Annotated in this window: 15 protein-coding genes; 6 read left to right on the top strand and 9 right to left on the bottom strand. The window is 29.8% G+C overall.

The window, feature by feature from the left end; genetic code table 11:
• Positions 1-118 precede the first annotated feature (118 nt).
• From ACTF56_RS10120 to ACTF56_RS10080, 9 genes are all read right to left on the bottom strand, one after another.
• The gene (locus ACTF56_RS10120) at positions 119-1,177 is read right to left on the bottom strand and encodes an N-acetylneuraminate synthase family protein (protein ID WP_438966787.1); all 1,059 of its coding nucleotides are present in this window, start codon (positions 1,175-1,177) and stop codon (positions 119-121) included.
• A 12-nt stretch (positions 1,178-1,189) separates the two neighbouring features.
• Positions 1,190-1,948 carry a cytidylyltransferase domain-containing protein gene (locus ACTF56_RS10115; RefSeq protein WP_438966786.1) on the bottom strand — a complete coding sequence of 253 codons (759 nt, stop codon included), beginning with the start codon at positions 1,946-1,948 and terminating at the stop codon, positions 1,190-1,192.
• A 238-nt stretch (positions 1,949-2,186) separates the two neighbouring features.
• Positions 2,187-3,323 (bottom strand): hypothetical protein, encoded by a 1,137-nt coding sequence (locus tag ACTF56_RS10110; protein WP_438966785.1) that lies wholly within the window; start codon positions 3,321-3,323, stop codon positions 2,187-2,189.
• Between the two features lie 2 nt (positions 3,324-3,325).
• Positions 3,326-4,762: an MBOAT family O-acyltransferase gene (locus tag ACTF56_RS10105; protein ID WP_438966784.1), complete on the bottom strand. Its 1,437-nt coding sequence runs from the start codon at positions 4,760-4,762 to the stop codon at positions 3,326-3,328.
• Between the two features lie 38 nt (positions 4,763-4,800).
• Positions 4,801-6,078, bottom strand: coding sequence for a nucleotide sugar dehydrogenase (locus tag ACTF56_RS10100; protein ID WP_438966783.1), 1,278 nt, complete (start codon positions 6,076-6,078; stop codon positions 4,801-4,803).
• A 12-nt stretch (positions 6,079-6,090) separates the two neighbouring features.
• Positions 6,091-7,479: a UDP-glucose 6-dehydrogenase gene (locus ACTF56_RS10095; protein ID WP_438966782.1), complete on the bottom strand. Its 1,389-nt coding sequence runs from the start codon at positions 7,477-7,479 to the stop codon at positions 6,091-6,093.
• 5 nt (positions 7,480-7,484) lie between these two features.
• Positions 7,485-8,459 (bottom strand): SDR family oxidoreductase, encoded by a 975-nt coding sequence (locus ACTF56_RS10090; RefSeq protein ID WP_438966781.1) that lies wholly within the window; start codon positions 8,457-8,459, stop codon positions 7,485-7,487.
• A 238-nt stretch (positions 8,460-8,697) separates the two neighbouring features.
• Positions 8,698-9,168, bottom strand: a complete 471-nt coding sequence (locus ACTF56_RS10085) for a UpxY family transcription antiterminator (protein WP_438966780.1) — start codon at positions 9,166-9,168, stop codon at positions 8,698-8,700.
• A gap of 55 nt (positions 9,169-9,223) precedes the next feature.
• Positions 9,224-9,373 (bottom strand): hypothetical protein, encoded by a 150-nt coding sequence (locus ACTF56_RS10080; protein WP_438966779.1) that lies wholly within the window; start codon positions 9,371-9,373, stop codon positions 9,224-9,226.
• Between the two features lie 383 nt (positions 9,374-9,756).
• On the opposite strand from ACTF56_RS10080, the gene ACTF56_RS10075 reads away from it, so the two are divergent.
• The 6 genes from ACTF56_RS10075 to ACTF56_RS10050 form a co-directional block, all read left to right on the top strand.
• Positions 9,757-10,500, top strand: a complete 744-nt coding sequence (locus tag ACTF56_RS10075; protein WP_438966778.1) for a LytR/AlgR family response regulator transcription factor — start codon at positions 9,757-9,759, stop codon at positions 10,498-10,500.
• 258 nt (positions 10,501-10,758) lie between these two features.
• Positions 10,759-12,495 carry a polysaccharide biosynthesis/export family protein gene (locus ACTF56_RS10070; protein ID WP_438966777.1) on the top strand — a complete coding sequence of 579 codons (1,737 nt, stop codon included), beginning with the start codon at positions 10,759-10,761 and terminating at the stop codon, positions 12,493-12,495.
• 6 nt (positions 12,496-12,501) lie between these two features.
• Positions 12,502-14,895 (top strand): GumC family protein, encoded by a 2,394-nt coding sequence (locus ACTF56_RS10065; RefSeq protein ID WP_438966776.1) that lies wholly within the window; start codon positions 12,502-12,504, stop codon positions 14,893-14,895.
• Between the two features lie 148 nt (positions 14,896-15,043).
• Complete coding sequence (locus ACTF56_RS10060) at positions 15,044-16,414, top strand: OmpA family protein (protein ID WP_438966775.1); 1,371 nt, start codon at positions 15,044-15,046, stop codon at positions 16,412-16,414.
• An 858-nt stretch (positions 16,415-17,272) separates the two neighbouring features.
• The gene (locus tag ACTF56_RS10055; protein WP_438966774.1) at positions 17,273-18,424 is read left to right on the top strand and encodes a hypothetical protein; all 1,152 of its coding nucleotides are present in this window, start codon (positions 17,273-17,275) and stop codon (positions 18,422-18,424) included.
• Between the two features lie 75 nt (positions 18,425-18,499).
• Positions 18,500-23,666 (top strand): beta strand repeat-containing protein (locus ACTF56_RS10050; protein ID WP_438966773.1); only part of this gene is annotated, 5,167 nt, incomplete at its 3' end.

Below are 23,666 nucleotides of genomic sequence, written 5' to 3'. Positions count from 1 at the left end.
GGTTATATTTTAGGTTATTTTGTATCTAATAAAAAATTAAACCTTTAAATATAATTGTTGTGTTTAGAGAGTATTTATTTTTTTCAATTCTAGCGAATAAGAAGTATTTAAATACAAATTAAAACTGAATTAAATTAGGATAAATTAATTCATTTTTAGGGATGTTTTGCGCTACTGCCTTTCCAATTATTTCATGGCGTTGTGACCATTTATAACCATCGCCAGGACTCAATAAGTGTAAGTCTTCTTCCGTTATTATTTCTCCTACAGCAAGCTCTCGTTTGGTTGCAATAGAGCGTTCTAATTTAACTTTCGCAGAAAGTACTTCTTTTTCAATAAATAAAGCTTCGGTTCCCTCCCATTTTTCAGCAACTCGAATATCTCTTACCATCCTAAAAACACCTTCCGGACCTAAAGATCCGGCTTGGTCCGTTCCTTTCATATTTCGATCGATGGTAATGTGTTTTTCAATAATTTTAGCACCCATACCTACTGCTACAACAGGTGCAGATATTCCAATGGTGTGGTCTGAAAAACCAATAATGTAATCAGGATAATTTTTTTGAAGGTAGGTAATGGTTTTTAAATTTAAACTTTCCGGATGTGTGGGATATTGAGAAACACAATGTAAAATAGAAATGTTTGAATGGTAGTGTGAAATAGTTTCTAATGCATCATCTAGTTCTTTATTTCCTGCCATACCCGTTGAGAGAATTATTGGGATTTTAGTTTCTGCCATTGCAGCTAAAAGTGGTAAATTAGTTAAATCTCTACTCGCCACTTTTAAACAATCTGGTTCAAATAATTTCAGTAATGAAAGACATCCAAGAGAACATAAAGTTTCTACAAACTCTAATCCTCTACTTTTAGCATATTTATAAACTTCAAAATGCTCTTCATCAGACAATTCCAAAAAAGCTCTATGCTCACCATAAGTTTTTCCAAACGAATGTGGAGAATCATATAAGCGATTCATTTGTGTATCTGTAAGTTCTTCTTTTAAATCTCTTTTAGTAAGCTTAACAGCATTCATTGGCTTTAAACTTAAATTAAAATTGTCTTCAAAAATAGGTCTTGATACAAGTTCAACAATCAATTTTGCAATATCAACAGATCCATTGTGATTTTGTCCAATTTCTCCAATGATGTAGGTTTCATTTTGTATTTTATTCTTCATAATTTTTTTAAACTATTTAATGTTTTTAGTAATTTCAAGAAGCATTTCTTCTTGGTATTTAGTATTGTCTTTTAAGAAATCTATAATCTCATCAATACCAAAACTTAATTTAAATCTGGAATATAAAGCAGCAAAAATTTCACTTAAAAGCATAAAGTCCTTTTTAGTATCTAGTGTCATTCTTATATCGTTTTGATTGTTAATTTTTACATTTGGAGAAATAAACTTTATCTTAAACTTCGAAGGGTTTTCGTAGATATAATTCGTTACATGCTCGTGGTAAAAATGACTGCTGGTATTAATCTTTATTTTTTCTAAAGCCTCAAGTGTTGTATATTCTGCCCAAAAGCCAAAGTGTGTTTTTATACTTGGTACTCCGTCAACTTTAAAACTAATATAATCGGCATTATTACCATTTGAAAAATCAACTAAACGCTTTAACTCTTTTATATCTAAAAAAGGATTATCTGCACATATTCTAATTATTTGGTCAATCTTATTTTCTTTAGCAGCATTACAAAAACGACTTAAAACATCTTTTTCATCACCTCTAAACACCTTACAACCTTTTTGTAATCCAATATTTTCTAAAATATCATTTTCCGAGTTTACTGATGTAGCTAGTATGATTGGAATGTTTTGAAAACTATCTTGTATTTTATTTATTAAAATTTCAATTACAGATAAATCATTATAAAAAGGAAGTATCATTTTTTGAGGCAATCTCGTAGAACCAATTCTAGCTTGTATAATAAAACCTAGATTATTCATATTTAATAGTATATAATGGAATATTTCTTGATTATTTCATCTCCAATTAGGTAGATTGAATTTAAGATGTACTTAGTTGACCTTAAAAAAATTATTAACAATTAAAGACTATAATTTATTTTTATGAATACTATATTCATCATAAATAACTCTAACTTTTATCTGGATTGTTTTGGATGACTACTAACATAAGATTTTGAAACCTATTGATTTTTGAGTAATCTTTAAATAAATTGACTTAATTTTTATATATTAAATATCTATTTTGCTTATTCAAAATATCATTTTCTAATTTTATAATATTTACATGATTCTTAATAATTGAATTCTTATAAGTAATATCTATTAGTGCTTTTAAATAAGTGAGTTCACCACCATGAAATCCATCGATTGTCTCATCATCTTCGGAGTTAAATTTAATAGGACTTGTTAAATCATATAATTCAAAATTATATTTCTTGAACAAAGGATTTATTTCAGGATAAATTTTTTCAATATAATTATATCTTTTTGTTTCCTTCATTTTAAGATTTACTTTTTCTGCAAATGGAGGAAGAAAACCTACAACTGAAATATGATTTTCATCACAAAATTTTAATAATTTTTCAAGTTTACTAATTGCTTGACTATTTACAACATCTCCATATTGAAATTTTCTATTCCCTTGTTTAATTCTTTTAAACGTTTCTTTATATTCAAAATCTTTTGTGGAAATACTATTGTTTAATAAATTTTCAATTTGAGCTCCATAGTACATACTTCCGTCATTCCTAAAACCAGTATTATTCACTAAAGCATTTAAACCAATTTTTTTTATATCTTCATTTTTAGCATTGAACTGGGTTATTAATGAATTATATTTTCCTGATAAAAGATTAGAAAATAAAGGAGTGTAAATATTACTTTTTGGGAAAAATAAAAAACTACTTTTCCAATATGTAGTATCTCTTGTATATTTTAGATCATCATAATTTTTATTAAACATCCATTGATCAATGCCCAACAACAATACATCAGGATATTTCTCTTTTGGTATAGATTTCATAAACTCCAAATAATCTCCTATTGAAGTAACAGTATATCCTGCATTGTAAAAAGAATCTGTAAACATATTCTCTCTAAATTGTAAAACTCGCGAACTACCTAAAGTCCATATCTTAAATTTTTCTTTGGATGTAATAGTTTTCCATTTGAGATAACTATAATTTTCTTCATTATGTGAGTACCCAATAAAGTATTTATTGTCAGATTTAATTATTTTATCAATGTTATAAAAATTTTCTCCAGTATATAAGAGAAACATATAAATTGGGGATAACATTACTAATAAAATTATTAAAAATTTAGAGGTTTTTAAAACAAAGGTTTTCATCATAATTAAAAATCAAAATAAATAAATTTCTGCTCATTTCCTTTAAGAAAAAATATAGATATGATAATTGCATAATAAAGAGCTAGTCTATAAAAACGTTTCCATCTATGACCTATTTTAGCCATTGCATATTCATTTTCTCTTCCTAGCCATTCTATAAAAATAAATATTGCTATTATGATTATTATTTTTGTTGGGAAAATTTCTGGTTTTAAAAACAATTCTTTAGAAAATATTTTTGAAACATAGTTTAGTGCATGAGCTACATTATCTGCCCTAAAAAATATCCAAGCAAAAACAGTTAAACTAAATGTAAATAGCATTTTAAAAACTTCTTGCAAAGTTGGAACTAATCTGCCTTTAGAAACAATATCTAGATTATCACGATTACTATTTGTTAATAAAAGAGGTAAAAAATATAATGCATTTAAAGCTCCCCATATGATGAAAGTCCAATTTGCTCCATGCCAAAATCCACTGACAATAAAAATGAGAAACGTATTTCGTATTTTTTTTAAAGTACCTTCCCTACTTCCGCCTAAAGGAAAATAAAGATAATCTCTAAACCATGTTGACAAAGAAATATGCCATCGCCTCCAAAACTCAGCAATATCTCTTGAAAAGTATGGGAAATTGAAATTTTGCATTAGGTCAAACCCAAACAATCTTGATGTACCAATTGCTATATCAGAATACCCTGAAAAATCACCATAAATTTGAAATGTAAAAAATAATGCCCCTAAAACAAGTGTACTTCCAGAATATTCGTCCGAATTATTAAATATTAAATTAGCAAATTCTGCACAATTATCTGCAACTAAAATTTTCTTAAATAAACCCCAAAGAATTTGACGCAATCCATCAACAGCTTTTGAATAATCAAAAGTTCTTTTCTTATAAAACTGAGGAAGTAAATGTGTAGCTCTCTCTATGGGACCAGCAACTAATTGAGGAAAAAAACTTACAAAAGCTGAAAAAGCAATAAAATCTTTTGTCGGTTCTAGTTTACGTCTATAAACATCTATTGAATAACTCAAGGTTTGAAAAGTATAAAAACTGATACCAACAGGTAAAATCACATTTAATGAACTTGCTTTTATTTCTGTTCCAAAAAATGAAAAAGCAGTAATAAAGTTATCTAAGAAAAAATTATAATACTTAAAGAAACCCAAAAAACCAAGATTAATTGAAATGCTTGTCCAAAGTAGAATTTTTCGTTTAGAAATATTTAACGCTTTTGAAAGTCCTCTTCCTACAGCATAATCTACTATAGTACTAAATAAGATAAGTGCTAAAAATCTCCAATCCCACCATCCATAAAATAAATAACTTGCAGCAACAATTAAAAAATTCTGTAATTTTAGGTTTTTATTAGTTACAAACCAATACAGAAAAAAAACTATTGGTAAAAAAATTGCAAAGTCAATCGAATTAAAAAGCATAATCTTTTATGTTTTTTTTTATAATTTTGCTTTAGTAATTACAATTTTGCATCACTATTTTTTAAAATACCTTTTACATCATAAACAACTGCATTTTTATTCATTAACGAATTTATATCCATCTCTATGAATTCTTTATGAGCAACACCAAGTACGATGGAATCATATTTAGTTTCCAAAATAAGTTCTGAATGACAAGTAAGTTGATACTCGTGCATAACTTCAGTTGGATTTGCCCAAGGATCATAAATGGTGACGTTGATTCCGTATTCTTCAAGGGCTGCTATAACATCTACAATTTTAGTATTACGAACATCAGGACAATTTTCTTTAAAAGTAATTCCTAATAATAAAAGTTGAGCGCCATTTACCGTGATTCCTTTTTTTATCATTAGCTTCACCACTTGAGAAGCAACATATTCACCCATACTATCATTTAATCTTCTACCAGCTAATATAATTTCGGGATGATAACCTGCTTCTTGTGCCTTTTGTGCTAGATAGTAAGGATCCACACCAATACAATGTCCACCTACTAATCCTGGCTTAAAAGGCAAAAAGTTCCATTTTGTTGCTGCCGCTTCTAATACATCTTGCGTATTAATACCTAACAAATTAAAGATTTTAGCTAGTTCATTAACAAAAGCAATGTTGATGTCTCTCTGCGAGTTTTCTATCACTTTGGCTGCTTCGGCAACTTTAATAGTTGGTGCCAAATGTGTTCCAGCTGTTATTACAGATTTGTACAGCTCATCAACTTTTACACCTATTTCTGGAGTAGATCCTGAAGTAACTTTTAATATTTTTTCAACGGTATGCTCTTTATCTCCTGGATTAATTCGCTCAGGTGAATACCCTGCGAAAAAGTCAACATTAAATTTCAGACCGCTTATTCGCTCTAAAACAGGCACACACTCTTCTTCGGTAACTCCAGGATACACTGTAGATTCATAAATTACAATATCCCCTTTTTTAAGAACCTTTCCAACAGTTTCACTTGACTTAAACAAAGGTGTTAAATCGGGTCTATTGTTTTTATCAACAGGTGTGGGCACTGTAACTATATAATAATTACAATTCTTAATATCTTCCAAATAAGCTGAACAATAGAGACCCTTAGAATCTGATGGTGATTTTACTAATACTTTTTGTAAAATATCCTCTTCTATCTCTAATGTGTTGTCTTTTCCCGAATTTAATTCATCAATTCTTTTTTGATTAATATCAAACCCTACTACAGGAAATTTGGTAGCAAATAATCTTGCTAATGGTAATCCAACATAACCTAATCCAATAACTGCTATTTTATTACTCATATTTATTTCAAGTTATGACCCTATAGCTTGATATACAAAGCCAATTTCTTCTAATTCTTTTTTATTTAATAAATTTCTACCGTCAAACACAAAAGCTGGTTTTTGCATTTGATTGTATATTTTTTGCCAATCGTATGTTTTAAATTCATCCCATTCTGTTAATATAGCTATAGCATGTGCGTCTTTACAAGCAAGATATGGGTCAGTTACAATTTTCAATCTATTGGAGTTCTCAGTTTCAGAGCGACTTTCTAAATAATTCAAATCATGATATATTTGATTTTCATTTACTTTTGGATCAAAAACAACTACATTTGCTTGTTCGGCTAACAAATCATCAGCTACATAAATGGCGGCTGATTCTCTTGTATCATTTGTATCTTTTTTAAATGCCCAGCCTAAAAACGTAATTTTTTTTTCTGATACTGTATTGTAGAGCGTTTTGATAATGTTTTTTGCAAATCTTCTTTTTTGATGGTCATTCATTATGATAACTTGTTCCCAATAATCGGCAACTTCATTCAATCCATACGATTTTGCTATATAAACCAAGTTTAAAATGTCTTTTTGAAAACAAGACCCTCCAAATCCAACGGAAGATTTCAAAAATTTCGCACCTATACGAGTATCCATGCCAATCGCCTTTGCAACTTCATTAACATCTGCTCCTGTTTTTTCACACAATTCTGACAAGGCGTTAATAGAAGAAACTCTTTGAGCTAAAAAAGCATTTGCCGTTAATTTAGATAATTCTGAGGACCAAACATTCGTAGTTAAAATATGCTCACTTGAAACCCAATTGGTGTAAATATCAACTAATTGTTGAATTGCTTTTTGTCCCTCCAGAGTTGAATCTCCTCCAATCAAAACTCTATCTGGAGCTAATAAATCCTCAACAGCTGTACCTTCAGCCAAAAACTCAGGATTAGATAAAATTTGGAATTGAACACCATTGCCTGTATGGTCTAATATGCTTTTAATAGCACTTGCCGTTCGAACTGGTAAAGTTGATTTTTCAACTACAATTTTATCTGTTTTGGAAACTCTTGCAATTTGTCTAGCACAAAGTTCAATAAATTTTAAATCAGCTGCCATTCCTTTTCCAACTCCGTAGGTTTTTGTTGGTGTGTTTACAGAAATAAAAATCATTTCTGCTTCATCAATAGCCTTGTCTACTTCAGTTGAAAAAAATAGATTTCTTCCTCTTGCCTCTGCAACTATAGTACTTAATCCTGGTTCGTAAATAGGTATGTTTTCAACATTTGGATCGTTCCATTGTGCAATTCTTTTTTCATTTAAGTCAACAACAGTAACTTTTATATGTGGACATTTTTGAGCAATAATAGCCATTGTTGGTCCACCAACATATCCTGCGCCAATACAGCAAATCGTTTTAATCATGTGATTTATTTTTCTAAGTTATTCCAATACCAAGCAACTGCCTCCTGCAAACCCTGTTGCATTGAAAACTGTGGGTTGTAATGTAATAATTTTCTAGCTTTTTCTATACTGGCTAAAGAATGAGGAATATCACCCGAGCGGTTTGGTCCGTAAATAGTTTCTATAGTACTAATTTGTGGGTCAAATTCTGACAAGTACTTTTTAAGTGATGTCATTAAATCATTTAAAGTTGTTCGATCTCCAAATGCGGTATTGTATACAGTATTAATGGCTTCTTTATTATTTGTTAACATGGCCAATTCATTCATTTGAATTACGTTATTGATATAGGTAAAATCTCTTGAATTATTGCCATCACCATTAATGATTGGACTTTCAAGTTTCATTAATTTTTTAACAAACAATGGAATCACTGCAGCGTATGCACCGTTTGGATCTTGTCTTCTACCAAAAACGTTGAAGTAGCGCAACCCAATGGTTTCTATACCATAGGTTTTACTAAAGATATCAGCATAAAGTTCGTTTACATATTTAGTTATTGCATAAGGCGAAAGTGGTTTTCCTATGATATCTTCTCTTTTTGGAAGTTCTTCTGAGTCACCGTAAGTTGATGAACTGGCTGCATAAACAAAACGTTTTACTTTTGCATCTCTAGCCGCAACTAGCATATTTAAAAAACCAGAAACATTAACATCATTTGTTGTAATAGGATCATTTATAGATCTTGGAACAGATCCTAATGCTGCTTGATGTAATATAAAAGTAGCTCCAGAAACTGCCTCTTGACAATCAATTATATTCCGAATGTCACCTTCAATTAATTTGAAATTTGGGTTGTTTAAAAATGGTGTAATATTATGTAGATGACCTGTAGAAAAATTGTCTAAGCAAGTAACTTTATAACCTTTTGTTAAGAAGTATTCGCATAAGTTAGAACCTATAAATCCAGCACCACCAGTTATTAGTATTGATTGCTTCAAAATTTTATACTATTTGTTTTAATTTTAATTTTGTTCAATATTTACGACTTCATTTCGTAAACACTACTTGAAAACGATGCTATTTGATATTAAATACCAACCAACACCCTTATTTTATAATTTATCGAAAACTCGCACACTATTAGTTGCATGTTAAGCAGTTCCTATTTCATTTTTTAAACGGCTTCGCCGAATGAGTCACATTGTGAACCACCTAAAAAAAATATATTTTAATTTATTATCTTACTAAAGTGACTAACAACCCAAGTTGTTCCATTTCTATAGTAATATATTTTGAACCTAACTTAACTATTGTTCCTTCATTATCCATAAATGGTCCAGAAGTAACTAACATTCTATTTCCTGTTTTTAAACAATCAAGTTTAATTGATGTATATGACTTTTCTAAAGATTTTTTTAAATATTCTATTTCCTTATCATAAACAATTGCAGGCTTTCCTAACCAAAACAAATAACGAACTACTCCACTAACATTAAAAACATCTTGTCTGTGTTTCGTATCAATTCTCACAAAAACGTATGATTTTATTAAAGGAACTGTAACTTTTTTTTTTCTGTCCGACCACTGCCGTACTTCTTCAATTGTAGGACAATAAGCTTCTATATTAATTTTTCTTAGCTGTTCTAATACCTTAAGCTCTTGTTGGGGTTTTGTGTAGAGAACAAACCAGTTTAAGTTGCTATTCATTTAAAAATATTTAGTAGTACAGAAAAAAGGTTATTGTATGGTATTTGATTAGTGATTATAAATTATCGTTTTTTATTTTCAATAAATATTCTTGATCTGCTTTGGTATTTTCATTCAAAAAATTCTTGTTTTTAATGATTCGCTCCAACAAGACCACAACTTCATTTTTAACTCTTTCGTAGTTAGAGGTTTTTTTGTTATTCATATACAATAATTCACTCTCATATATTTGAAGTGACTTGTAATCATCTATAACCTGCTGGTAGGCGGAAAAATGTTTAACTGATAAAATTGAAAAAAAATACACTCGTTTAGTATTTACTAATTATAACTGCAAAAGTGATTAATTATAATTCTAGGATGCACAAAAAAGTAACAAGTGGAAGTAAAAAGGATATAAATGAAAAAAGATGTTTTATAAATAAATGCCTAATGGATAATATAGAAAATATTTATAAACTTGATAAAAAAAGGTTAAGTTCAATTAGATGTTTTTTTTATACACTTATGACTTATTTAGTACCACATATTAAATCAATCAGTAAATAAATTATTAAATAATAGATTTTTGTAATGTAAATAACAAAAATGAAAATTAACATTGCTTCATATCAACATAATAAAAACATTGAAATTCAAATAAACGAATTTATTTGTAGTTCTTCTCATGAAGTGATTTTTTTTTCAGTAAATAATTTTGATGATTTAAAAAATATTGATAATAACAAAATTATTGATATTATAATTTTTGAAGACTACAACAACAAAATTGATATTATAAATTTTTTAAGAGAAGCCAATCAAAGTTTAGCGAAAATTATTATTTTATCACCTAATGAAAATGATGTTTTTGAATATTTAAAATACAACATTTTTGACTATATTTTGATTTCCACAGATTTAAACATTTTATTGGCTAGAATAAATAGAGCAATAAATAAAATACACCTAGAACGTAATTTTTATTCTCAAAAAATTGTTGAAGAAAAATTTCAAAAATTTATTCCTGTAAGTTCAATAAAAAAAATAGAATTAGTTAAAGTTGAAGACATTGTTTACTTTGAAGCTGATGGAAGATATACTAAATTATTTTTGACCAATGGAGTAAGCAAAATGGCAAGTAAAAACTTAGGTGAATTTCAATCATTAATTGACCCTAGTATTTTTTGCCGAATTCATCATAAATTCATAATCAACATGAATAAACTCACAAACATAATTAAAGCTGACGGATATTATTGTGAGATGATAAATAATAAAAATATACCCGTATCAAAAAGAAGAATCATAGATTTAAACGCTTTTCTAAATATCGGAAAAAATAGTCTTTAAATTCAAGTTTCTCAAAAAAGAGTTAAATCTTCAATACTCTCGTTTACTTCCCATTTATTAAAAAAAATACATCACTTGTTACCATTCAAGTATGTAAAATTACCAATCACAATATCTTTGTTGGACTATATGTAATGCATTATGACTAATTACGATATTTCGCTGCTTCCCTGGCTCTTATTTTTTTTTATAATTTCTTGGATAATAAGCTATACAAGCTTTCCAGTTATTATAAACATTTCTAACGAAAAAGACTTGATGGCAAAAATTTCAGATCGAAGTTCTCACATCAAGAAAACCCCTACCTTGGGTGGTGTTGGTATTTTTATGGGGTTTATATTAGCATTTTCAATATTTGGTTCTCTATTCAAAAACGTTCAAGCTTATCAATTATTAGGTTCTGTATTTGTGTTGTTTTTTTTAGGTTTAAAAGATGACATATTAGTTTTATCTGCAAAATCTAAATTTATAGTTCAAATAGCAATATCCTTACTGATAATTCTAAGTTCAAATTTAACAATTAATAGTTTCTATGGATTTCTTGGTATTTATGAACTAAGTACTATTTGGTCAATTGGGATTACAACTTTTGTTTTTGTTTTACTAATTAATGCTTACAACTTAATTGATGGTATTGATGGATTAGCAAGTATAGTAGCCATTTGTTTTTTGTTTGCAAGCTGTTTGATTTTTTACAATGCTAACATCACAAATATGTGTATCATATCAATAATAGTATTGGGGCCGATTGTTGCTTTTTTACAATATAATTTTTCTAAAAAGCAAAAGATTTTCATGGGCGATACTGGTTCCATGATAGTAGGTTTTTTGATGTCCTATTTGCTAATAAACCTATTGAATATTAAAGGCTTGACTTATGGAAATCATTATTATCAAATAAACCCTATTTTATTTATTTCATTGTTATTTTATCCTTTGTTAGATACCACACGTGTATTTTTTATAAGAATATTTATTTATAAAAAAAATCCGTTTTCAGCAGACAAAAATCACATCCATCACCGCTTATTAAAATTGGGGTTCAAACATTGGCAAACATCTATTTTTGTGGGCATTTCAACAATTATTTTAACGATTATTAGTATTTTAATTAACCGGATAAATATTAATCTTCAAGTACTAATAATACTCATCGCCGGAATATTCATTTTTTCAACACCAATACTAATTCACAAAATGAAAGATTATAATTTCAATTTTTTAAAAAATGGTGCTCTAGGATTCACCCTATTGTTGTCTGTTCTATTTTTTCAATCCTGCACTACAAAAAAAGATTTATTGTATTTTCAACAAACAAGTAAAAATGAAATAGATGATAAAAAAATTTTAAATCAGAAAATTGAAATTAATGATATTCTAAATATTAAAATAAATTCACTTGATGGAGAATCTTCTCGACTTTATAATATTGAAATGCTTGAAAACACCAATGCAGCTATTAATGTTCAAATTTTAAAGTTAAAAGGATATTTAGTAAATGATGAAGGTACTATAACTATGCCTGTTTTAGGAACTATTAAAGTCACGGACAAAACTACAGATGAATTAGAGTTATTTCTAGTAAATAAACTAAAAGATGAATCACACTTAAAAGAACCCATCGTAAACATCAGAATTTTAAATTCTAAAATTACAGTTTTAGGTGAAGTAAAAAGTCCAGGCACATTTACATTCGAAGAAAAAAACATAACGTTATTACAAGCCATTGGCTTAGCTGGTGATTTAACTATCAATGGCGAAAGAAAAGATGTGCTTTTAATTAGGCAAGAAAATAACGTTAAAACCATAAATCATATCGACCTAACTTCAACAGAATGGATGAGTACAGATTTATTTTACGTCAAACAAAACGATGTAATTGTTGTTAATCCCAACAATGCTAAAATTAAATCTGCTGGTATTATTGGTAATGCTGGAACGTTAATATCAGTTGTTTCATTGCTATTAACTGGTATTTTATTAATTAAAAATTAACACAAATTGAATACAAACATAGAAGAACCTTTAGATTTAAAAAAAGAACTATTCAAATACTTGCGTTACTGGCATTATTTTTTAGCATGCATAGTTATAGCAATACTTTCCGCTAATGTTTATCTAAGATACAAAAATTCAATATATGCAGTAGAATCTACAGTTAAGATACTTGATGAGAGTAAAAACGGATTAAAATTACCGTCTGAATTACTGGGAATGATGGCATCTAGAACAGGTTTAAATTTAGAAAACGAAATGGAAGTTTTAAAATCAAGAAGACTTTTTACTCCAGTCGTTTCTGAATTGAATCTAACAACAACCTACTACAGGAAAGGTAAATTTAAAAATACTGAACTTTGGAATGTTCCAATTAAAGTAACGTCGCTTTCCCATAAAGATAGTTTATTTTCTCCTATTGAAATTAAGATTAATGTAAAAAATGGAGGTTATTTAATAACTCCAACAAATGGCAAAGAATTTTTTTTACCAACATTACATGCTAAAACTACAATCAAAGATATTGACATAATTTTAGAACCCAACTCCAATTGGAAGAATACAGTAACAAATTATGAATTTTATGTAACTATAGTTCCTTTTAAAAATGCGGTTGAATCTCTGAAGAGAAAAATTAGTGTCAGTCAAGTAGGTAACGAAAGTGAAATACTTTCTGTTAAAATTTTAGAGAGTAATAGAGAGAAAGGCATTTGTTTAATTGACAAAATAATTGAAGTTTTTAATGAAGATGGTATTAATGACAGAAGACTAGTAAATGAAAAAACGGTTCGATTTATCGATGATAGATTTTTAAATTTAACACTAGAACTCGATAGCATAGAAAATAAAAAAAGAGATTTTAAAAAATCAAAAGAAATGAGTTTCATTGAAGTAGATGCTGCAATGGAAGTAAATGAAAAATCTATCTCTAATCAAACGCTTTTTTCAATTGAAACACAAATTGAACTTTCTGACCTATTAAAAGAAGCTTTAGATAGTTCAAAAACATCTATTTTACCTGCCAATATAGGTTTAGACAACATGATCATAAATGGTTTAATTAGTGATTATAATTCACTTATTTTACAAAGAGATAGGTTAATTAAAACGGCTGGAAGTGAAAATCCAACTCTTAAAGGATTAGAATCACAAATCACTATTTTAAAAAATAACATTAACGAATCTATATTCACCTACAAAAAACAATTAAAAATAAATCTAAAACAACAACAATATAATTATTCTGAATTTAAAAACGAAGTGCTAGAAATACCTAGTAATGAAAAAACATTAAGAAGTATTGAAAGACAACAAAAAATTAAAGAAAATTTATATTTGCTATTACTTCAAAAAAGAGAAGAGTCTGCCATAGCGTATGCTGTAACATCTCCATCAATCAAAGTGATAGAATATGCAAATGCAAGTGGACAGCCTGTTGCTCCAAAGAAAAACACGCTATATTTAATAGCACTTGTTTTAGGTTTTGCTATACCTTTTTCTATAATTTACATCTATAATTTACTCGATACTAAAATAAAAGGAAGTAATGATACCGTTTTTAAAAATTCTCAAATACCTGTAATTGCCGAATTACCTTTATTTAAAGATTTTAAATTATTTGAAGACAAAAACGATAAATCAGTTGATGCGGAAAGTTTTAGAATATTATCATCTAATGTTAGTTTCTCCTTACCAATAAAAGAAAAAAATATAGGTCAAGTGCTGTTAATAACATCATCTGTAATGGGTGAAGGAAAAACATTTATAGCCACAAATTTAGCTCTTGCCCTATCTAGTTATGATAAAAAAGTATTGCTAATTGGTCTTGATTTGAGAAAACCAAAATTAGATCTTGCATTAAATATGAACAAAGGAACCGATGGCTTGTCAACTTACCTTCATAATATAGACAAAGATTGGAGAGAATTTTTAGTTCAAGAAAATCCTTATAATGATAATCTTTCAATTCTTTTCTCAGGTCCAATTCCTCCTAATCCTTCCAATATTATTTCAAATGGAAGAATAGACAAACTTGTTGAAGAAGCCAAACTGGAATATGATTATATAATAATTGATACTGCTCCTACAATTTATGTAAATGATACATTCTTAATTGCAAATTTGGCTGATTTAACGCTATACATTACCAAATATAACTTAACAGAAAAAAAACTTATTGACTATACCACAACTCTAAAAGAAAGCAATAAATTAAAAAACATAGCTTTTATCATTAATGCAATAACAGCAAATAGCGGCTACAATTATAATTACAAATATTCTTATAATTACGGATACGGATATGGATATAGCGAAAATGATGAGGACAATAAACAAATAATATTTACAAGGAATCCAATAAAGTACATTTTAAAATTATTCAAGAAATCTAAACCATAAAGACACAAACCTATTTAACCCAAAACATTATTCTTTTTTTTTAAAACATTCCTATTAATAATCTCATGTTAAAAACTTAATTGGAATTATGAATCAAACAAAAAATCACAAAATAATATTCACTTATAATTTAAAACAAGTACAACTTATGAATATCAAAAATACTAAAACCCTTTTGTTAGTTTTTTTACTTTCTGTTGCATCTTTTGCACAAGATCAGAAAACTTTTGCACAAGAAATTGAAAAAAAACAGATTTCAAACGGTAATGATACCATTCATCCAAAAGACAAAGAAAAGAATTATAACCGTTGGTCAGTGAATTTGAATGGAGGTACTAATATTGGTATAAAACCTTTTACAGAAGGATATTATGCAACTACACCAAATTATTTTTTCAATCCTGATTTCAATCATTTTGATTTAAATGTTAGAAAAATGTTTAATACTAAATTCGGACTAAGATGGGATTTCGCTTATGATAACTTTTCTTCTGATAATAGTAGTCCTTATTTTAATAATAACTTATATAGAACAAGCTTACAAGCTGTATTAAATGTACATAGAGCATTCAACTGGGAAGAGTTTACGGATACATTTGGATTACAATTACATCTTGGTCCAGGTGTTTCGTTTTTAGAAGCTCCAAGCACAACAACTTTTAGTGATTACGATAATATTTTTAGCGTATTAGGTGGTGCAACCGCATTAATTAAAGCTAGTGACAAAATAGTCTTTAGTTTAGATTTTACGATGATTAGTAATCTAACGCATCATGTAACATTAGATGGACAATCAAAAATAGATCCAAGCTTTAGTCGAACAGGTTCTATTTATGTATCAACTATTGGACTTACTTATTATTTTGGAAAAGAAGAAAAACATGCCGATTGGTATTGGGAAAATAAGAAAGATGAAAATGACGAATTATTAGCCCGTATTGAATTTTTAGAAACCATGATGAACGATACCGATAGAGATGGTGTTCCTGATTATTTAGATGCTGAAAATAATACCATTACTGGTGTAGCAGTAGATACCAAAGGAAGAGCTGTTGATTTAAATAATAATGGTGTGCCTGATGAGCTAGAAAGTTATATTAACACTACGTATGGAGACTTACAAGCTACGGTTAATAATTTAATTTCAGGTGATACTAATTATTCTAATGCTCAAATGCGAAGTATGATTAATGGACAGTATGTAAATGTTTTCTTTGATTTTGATGAAACTAAAATTACCACAGGTACCATATCAGCAATAAATTTCTTAATCAAATATTTGAACGCTAATCCAAATTCAAAAGCTGAAATTATTGGGTATGCAGACGAATATGGTGATTTTGACTACAACATTGATTTGTCAAGAAGAAGAGCTGAAAAAGTTACCGAAATGATAGTTAAATATGGTATAGACGCTAACCGATTAAAAGTAGTGGTTAAAGGGGAAGATAATTCTGTACCTAAAGAGTCTTCATTGGCTAGACAAATGGTAAGAAGAGTAGCTTTTAAAGTAGATTAAACAAGAACTTTAATAAACCCTTATCTTAAGGTCTGTAATTCTTTTGCAGACCTTATTTTTTAAAAATAGTAATTGCATCTTAATGTTTTTGAACATAATAATACAAGTACTGAATTATGCTCAATTTTTAGATAAATAAATTTTGAATGCTTCAAAACTAGTTGAATATAATAAAAATAGCACATGAAAAACAGTTTTATTATAGTGGCTTTACTTACAGTATCGCTTTTGTTCAGCCAAAATAAAAAGGACTATAAGACGTACTATAACGCGTTTGCAAAAGTTCAATTTTCTAACCCTGAGTTGTCTAAAAAATATTTAGATTCTATTATACTATTACCAAAACTCTCTGATAGCATAATTTCAAAAACGTATAATGATTTTGGAATATACCATGCAGTAGTTTCGGATTATGATAGTGCAATCCAATATTTTCATAAAGCTTTCTATTTCGATAAAAATGCCTCAAAGCTAACTAAGGCAAATATTTTGTGCAATATTGCAAATACCCAAAAAATGAATGGTAAATTTGACTTGGCATTGCAAAATTATAAACAAGCTGAAAAATTATATGTTTTTTTAGAAGATGAAAAAAATATATTTAAAGTTAAAAGTGAACTAAGTGCTGTTTATTACAATACATCAGATTTCAATAAAGCTCTTGAAATATCATCAAATTTAATTCCAAAATTACGAGAATTTGGCGATGAAAAATTACTAAACATTCAACTTTTACGACAAGCGAACATTCAATTTAATTTAGGAGATTTTGACTGTGCAATAGATAATTATAAAAAGACACTTACTTATTTTAATAAAGTAATTGACAACAATATTCAAAACAAATACGTAGCTCTTATGAATATTGGTGAATGCTATAGCCAATTAAACGATAAAAAAGCCTTAGATTATTTAAATCAATCCCTCAAAGGTTTTCAATCCATTTCGGATCTAAGAAACGAAAATTTCTGTTTAAGTAGAATTGGAAAATATTATTTTAAAAATCAAAAGTATGCCGATGCTTTACCTTTTTTGAAAAAATCTTTTGATTATATGTATACCAGTTTGCCGCATCTTTCCCTTGAAATTTATTCATTTTACATTCGTAATTTACAAAAAATGAATCAGTATACTCAAATTCAGCAATTACTTAATTTAGATTCAGAACTTATGCTTTCTGATGCTAACTTACAAGAAAAAGTGTTTTACTATGAAACATTGGCTAGTATCTACGAAAATTTAAATAATGCAGCCAAGGAGTTTGATGCATTAAAAAAATTACAAAAGCTTTACGCCGAAAGAGAAAAGAAAAATACTTTTGAAGAATTGCAAAAACAATTAAATCAATTTAATATAAAAGAAGAAATTAACAAAAATAAAACCTTAGAGTTAAAAGTATTCAATTTAAAACTACAAAATGCTATTATTTTAATTTCAATACTTTTTATCATTGTAGGGGTTTATTACTTTATAGATAAATTCAAAAAGAAGAATAAAATTCAAGAACTTTCTTTAAAGCAGTTAGAGCAAGAAAAGAAATTGCATGAAAAAAGTGCAAAATTAACAGCAATTCAGTTGCAATATGAGTCTGAAATAGCACAAACAAAAGAACGAGAGTTAACAGCTTTACAGCTTAAGTTATTTCAAATCAAAGAAAAAGTGATTGGTCTCTTAGATAAAAACGAACTACAACTAGAAAATAATACAACTGCTAAATTAATACAAAAAATAGATCGCTGTTTTGATAATGAAGATTATTGGAGAGAATTTCAATTGAAGTTTATGAATATGCACCCTAATTTTATATCAAAAACTAAAAAAAAATACCCAAAGTTAACCAAAAAAGATATCGATTTCCTTACTTTAATTAAGTTAAATTTAAGTAATAAAGAAATAGCAACACTTATTAATATTTCATATGAAAGTGTGATTAGTAAAAGATACCTATTAAGAAAAAAAATGGATATTAATACTGATAATGAATTAGTTATGTATTTAATGGAAAATTAAATTTCTATATTTTATCTATAATATTATGCGCTTCTATTAAGTTAATTTTGTACCTAAATTATAATAATAAAAATTATGAAATTAAAACTTTTTCTTTTTTTGTTTGTTTTATCCTTTTTAGGGCATGCTCAAGATCTTACAATTTCTAGTACTGGTGAAACAGGACTTTCGGGTGCAAATTGGACTTTAAGTGCTAATGTGCTAAATGTAACTGGAAATGCAATTATTAACCCTAGTGTTATTAATGGACATTTGGCTTCAAACGATTTAAGCATCATTGGTGTTTCTAATCTTTATGTAAATGGAGCTATTTCATGGAGTTCAAATAAAAGTTTGACTCTTAATGCTTCGCAAAATATCTTGCTTTATAGCGATGTTACTGTTGGAGGAAGCTCAGCAGGATTATCTTTATTTTATGGAGGATCAAATGCAACAACGGCGCCAAATAGCAGTTATAGTTGTGCGATGTCTCAAAAAAATCGTAATAAGATAAGTTTTGCAAGTGCTTCTTCTCAATTACGTATTGGTAATGAAATATTTACTATTTGTAACACTTTAAATCAATTATCAAGTGTAATGACCGTTGCTACTAGTGCCACAAGAGTTGCTATTGGGGCAAATATTTACCTTAGTGATACTTACTCAAACGCCTTGTTTAATATTAATTTTTCAGGAAAGTTTGATGGTTTAGGTCATGTTATTAATGGCTTAAAAATACGAAATTCTGGAGGTGCTTCATCAAAGACAAATCTTGGATTATTTGCACAATTACAAGGCGCAACTGTTAGAAACTTAGGGGTTACTAATGTAGATATTTTAACCAACTCCACATCAGCTGGAACTTCAGGAAGTGAATTTAGAATTGGTTCATTAGCTGGTAACATAGGAAATTCAGCGCTTACTACCACAGGTTATTCTAGCATAGCTTATACAACTGCAATAGAGTCTGTATGGTCGAGTGGAAATATTGGTACTGCAAATAACTTTTCTACTGATAATATGTCTTCTGGTGATAGACAAAAATTCTTTTTTGCCGGAGGATTGGTAGGAAGTGTAAACAATGGAACTGCAAACATTTCAAGATGTTATAGTTATACTAATGTAAGTTCAAGTGGTTCTTATTCAGACAATATTGCAATTGGTGGTTTAATAGGAGATATTGGTAAAAACATAAATTTGCCTGTTCAACATACACAAGGTACAAATGCCGATATGGTTTTGAATTTAAACAAATCTTTTACCACAGGATCGGTTTTGTCGGGTACCTACGGAGCGTACTATGGTACTGGTGGAGTTATAGGGGTACTATTTGCTTCTGGTTCTTCAGTTTCTAACTGTTATTCATGGGGTAGCGCTGTTTCAACTGGATCATTTGGGGGTTTAATTGGATTTGTTTTATCTAATTCTGGTCCAATTTCAAATTCTTATACAACACAATCTACGCCTGGAGCTAATTTCAATAACAGTTCAAATATTTATTCTTCTGTAACGGCTGTTTCGCCTACTAGTGGTACATCTTTACCAACAGGATTTAACAATACCATTTGGTCTAAAGAAACAGGAAAGTTACCTGTATTATTAGATTTGGAAACCCCTCCAAGCATTCTTTATGTAAAAGTAACAACGGATCAATCAAGTCCTTGTAGTGCTATAAGTGTAAATTACACTATTACAGATGCTTCAGGAAATTTGGTTACTCTATCTTCACTTGGATTAGCAACACCAACAGGAACACCTGTTTTTACAATCAATAATGCTACTCCACCAGGTACATATACAGGAGTTTCCTATTTGTCTGGTCTAACATTAACAGGGGCTAATGCTTCTAGCTATACGCTTAATCCATTGCCTTCAGGTGTATCGTCCCATACCATTACAGGTAGTTGTTCTAATCGTCAAATTACTTTTAACGGAAATACGAATACCGCTGGTTCTTCTCCAGCAAATATTACTTTTACTACTTCTGCTACATTACCAAATCAAGGAAGTTTAGAGAAAACAGGATACCAATTCATAGGATGGAATACAGCAGCAAATGGTACAGGTACACGATACGATGTGAATGCTACTTATTCTGTTGCGGCTGATATAACACTTTATGCACATTGGCTAAATTTATCTACATTAGGCGATATGACAATTGTTGCAAGTGGCGGTTCAGCAGAAGGTTCTACTTGGCGTTTTGGGAATAATTCGATATACCCTATTTCTAATACAGCGGTAACTATAAATGTTTCCGATGTATTGTCAAAAATGGCTTTAGGAAATCTTACTATTATAGGCGCTAATATAAATGTTAATACAGATGTTGTGTATGCAACGGATTCTAATAGTCTTACCTTAAAAGCAAGCGGAAATATTAAACAAGCAGCAGGAGTGAATATTACAACTGATGATAGTGATGTAATTTTCTGGTCCGATGCTGATGCATCCGGAACAGCTTCAGTTGCTGGGGGAACTATTGCTTTAATGAATGCTTCTTCCATAAGAACTTATGGAGGAAATGTGGTATTAGCAGGAGGAAATGATACAAACAATGATGGTATTCCTGATGGATATGCTATTGGAGCTTTCGCCACAGAATCTCGTGGAGCTGGATTAACTGTAAATGCTGGATTGTCTATGGATAATACTAGTATTGATGCAGGATCTGGTGATGTTCTTATAAAAGGACAAGGAACGGGTAACCTGCAAAATTTTCAAATAGGTACTCGCTTATATGGAGGGTCTATAAAAGGAACAAATATTACAGTAGATGCTATAGGTTCAATACGAGGTGTATCTTCTTCTAACTGGGGGCTTTCCTTAGAAGGTTTTACAATAGAAGGTTCTGGTATTATTTCGTTAACAGGATTAGGCGGTAGAGCTGGATCGTCAAATTCAGATGCTAATCAAGTAGGTGTTGAAATCAGAAGAGCAATGGATAATTTATCCAAACATTCTCAAGTGAAAGCAACTGGAAATGGGACTATTTTAATCAATGGTATTGGGGGTTCAGGAGCTTTTGCTGAAGTAATTGAGCAGGCTACGGGTATTCGAATTGAAGCCTCTCAAATCAATCCTATTCTTTCAGAGAATGGGGACATTACATTAATTGGAACTTCTGGCTACAGTGGTCGTGGACCAGCAATATCAATTGGTAGTCCTATTGCTAGTACCAATGGGGTTATAAATTTTGAAGGATTCCAAAGCACTGCTGGAACGTTAAATTTAAATGGAAATATTGAAATTAAAGGAACAATAGCAACTGATGGTGATATTAATATTACAACACCAGGAGCTGTTACACAAACAGCTGCAATTACAGCTACTAATTTAGAGCTTTCAGGTACAGGAACTTTTACCTTAACGAATACCTCTAATAATGTTGGTACTATTGCTGGTGGAACTTTATCGTCAAAATTAGGTTCTTTAAGTTATGTAGATAGCAACGAATTAACTATTGGAGCGCTCACGAATCCAGGAATTATTGCAAGTGGTAAAATTAATATTCAAACGCTTACTAATAATTTAAACTTAAATAGTAATGTAGTTACAGACAATACAGCTACAGATGCGATCATTTTAAATGCTGGAAAATCGGCTTCTATTGGTACTACAACAGATGGTGATATTATCGTTAGTGGAACACCATCGGTTACAACAGGAACCAATGGTATTGCGAAATTATTCAGTGGAACAAACGCAAGCAGTACTGGTCTTACTAGTTTAGTAGGTGGAAATGGTAATACGCGTTACGGTTATGATGAAAACAGTACAATTTTTAGTCCAGTTTTAGTAAATGGAAATAACTATGCTATTTATAGAGCTACCGACCCAACTTGCGAAGAAATTTTGGCTATCACAGTTCAGCCAATAGTTGTAAGTGATCAAGTTTGTCAAAATACAACAGCAGAGACCATCAGTTTAACATCTACTGCAAGTAATTATTCCATTCAGTGGTATAGCAATAGTTCAAATAGTTATATAGGGGCTACTTTAATTTTAGGAGCTACTAGTAATTCTTATTCATTGCCTACAACAACTGTTGGTACAAAATATTATTTTGCAGAATTAACCTCTAGTGTTACTCCTTGTGCTGTTAATACGCAAATTGTAAGTCAAACAGTAACTCCAGCTTTAGGTTCAATCAATTTCATAAGTGGTACTGCAAATTTAGCATCTGATGCTACCACAGCCACTTATTCTGTTTCACCAGTAAGTGGAGCTACGAGTTATATTTGGAATGTGCCAGCGGGTATGACGCTTACTTCTCAAACAGGTCCTTCTATTTCGGTAGCCCTTGCAGGATCGTTTACAAATGGTACTGTTTCTGTTTATGCCCTAAATAATTGTGGTGTTACTCAAACTCGTACTTTTTATGCTACAAAGTTAACTGGTGGAATAGATTTTAATGTAACTGGTGAGTCAGTTCTTTGTTCGAATACAACTGAAACTTATACTGCAACAACTATAGCTGATGGTATTTACAATTGGACGGTTCCAATTGGTGCAACAATTGTATCAGGACAAGGAACAAATTCAATTTCTGTTACTGCAGGTGCAAATTTCACATCAGGAAACATAAAAGCTACTTGTGTAGCTTCACAATACAACTATGAAAGTAATTATGCTGTGGCTGGTGTTGCTTTACCTTCCTTTATTTCAGGACCTTCAAATGTATGTGGTTTAAGTACTACTACTTATTCCGTTGAAAATGTGTCTGGAACAACTTACGTTTGGAGTTTACCTTCAGGAATGACAGTTGTTGGAGCCGACAATACCGCTTCAATAAATGTTTCAATTTCGGGAACTATTAATGGCTCGATTACAGTTCAAGCTCAAAATGATTGTGGATTAAGTACTCGCAGAAGATTTACTGTAAACTCAGCTCCAATTCTTGGAGGAATCAATGGAGCTAATCGTGTTTGTGGAGCCGTACAAGTTGTCTTGGATAGTCAAGGAAATATTACAGGTAATACTGCTTTAAATAGCTATACTTACAGTGTTGCAGCTGTTTCAGATGCAGATTCTTACACATGGACTGTTCCTACAGGAGCAACTTTAGTTAGTGGTCAAGGTACTACTAGTATTACAGTAAGTTATAATTTAGCTACTTTTGAATCGGGTACTATTTCTGTACAAGCCGTAAATTCAACTTGTGGTGCAGGACCGGAAAGAAATTTATCAGTTAGTACAGTAACAGGAACAATTAGTGGGCCTACTAGCTTGTGTGGTCTTACAACCGTTACTTACAGCGTTC

It is taken from the genome of Flavobacterium sp. (assembly GCF_965657075.1).
Lineage (GTDB): Bacteria > Bacteroidota > Bacteroidia > Flavobacteriales > Flavobacteriaceae > Flavobacterium.
This window is presented reverse-complemented; position numbering and strand designations above follow the sequence as displayed.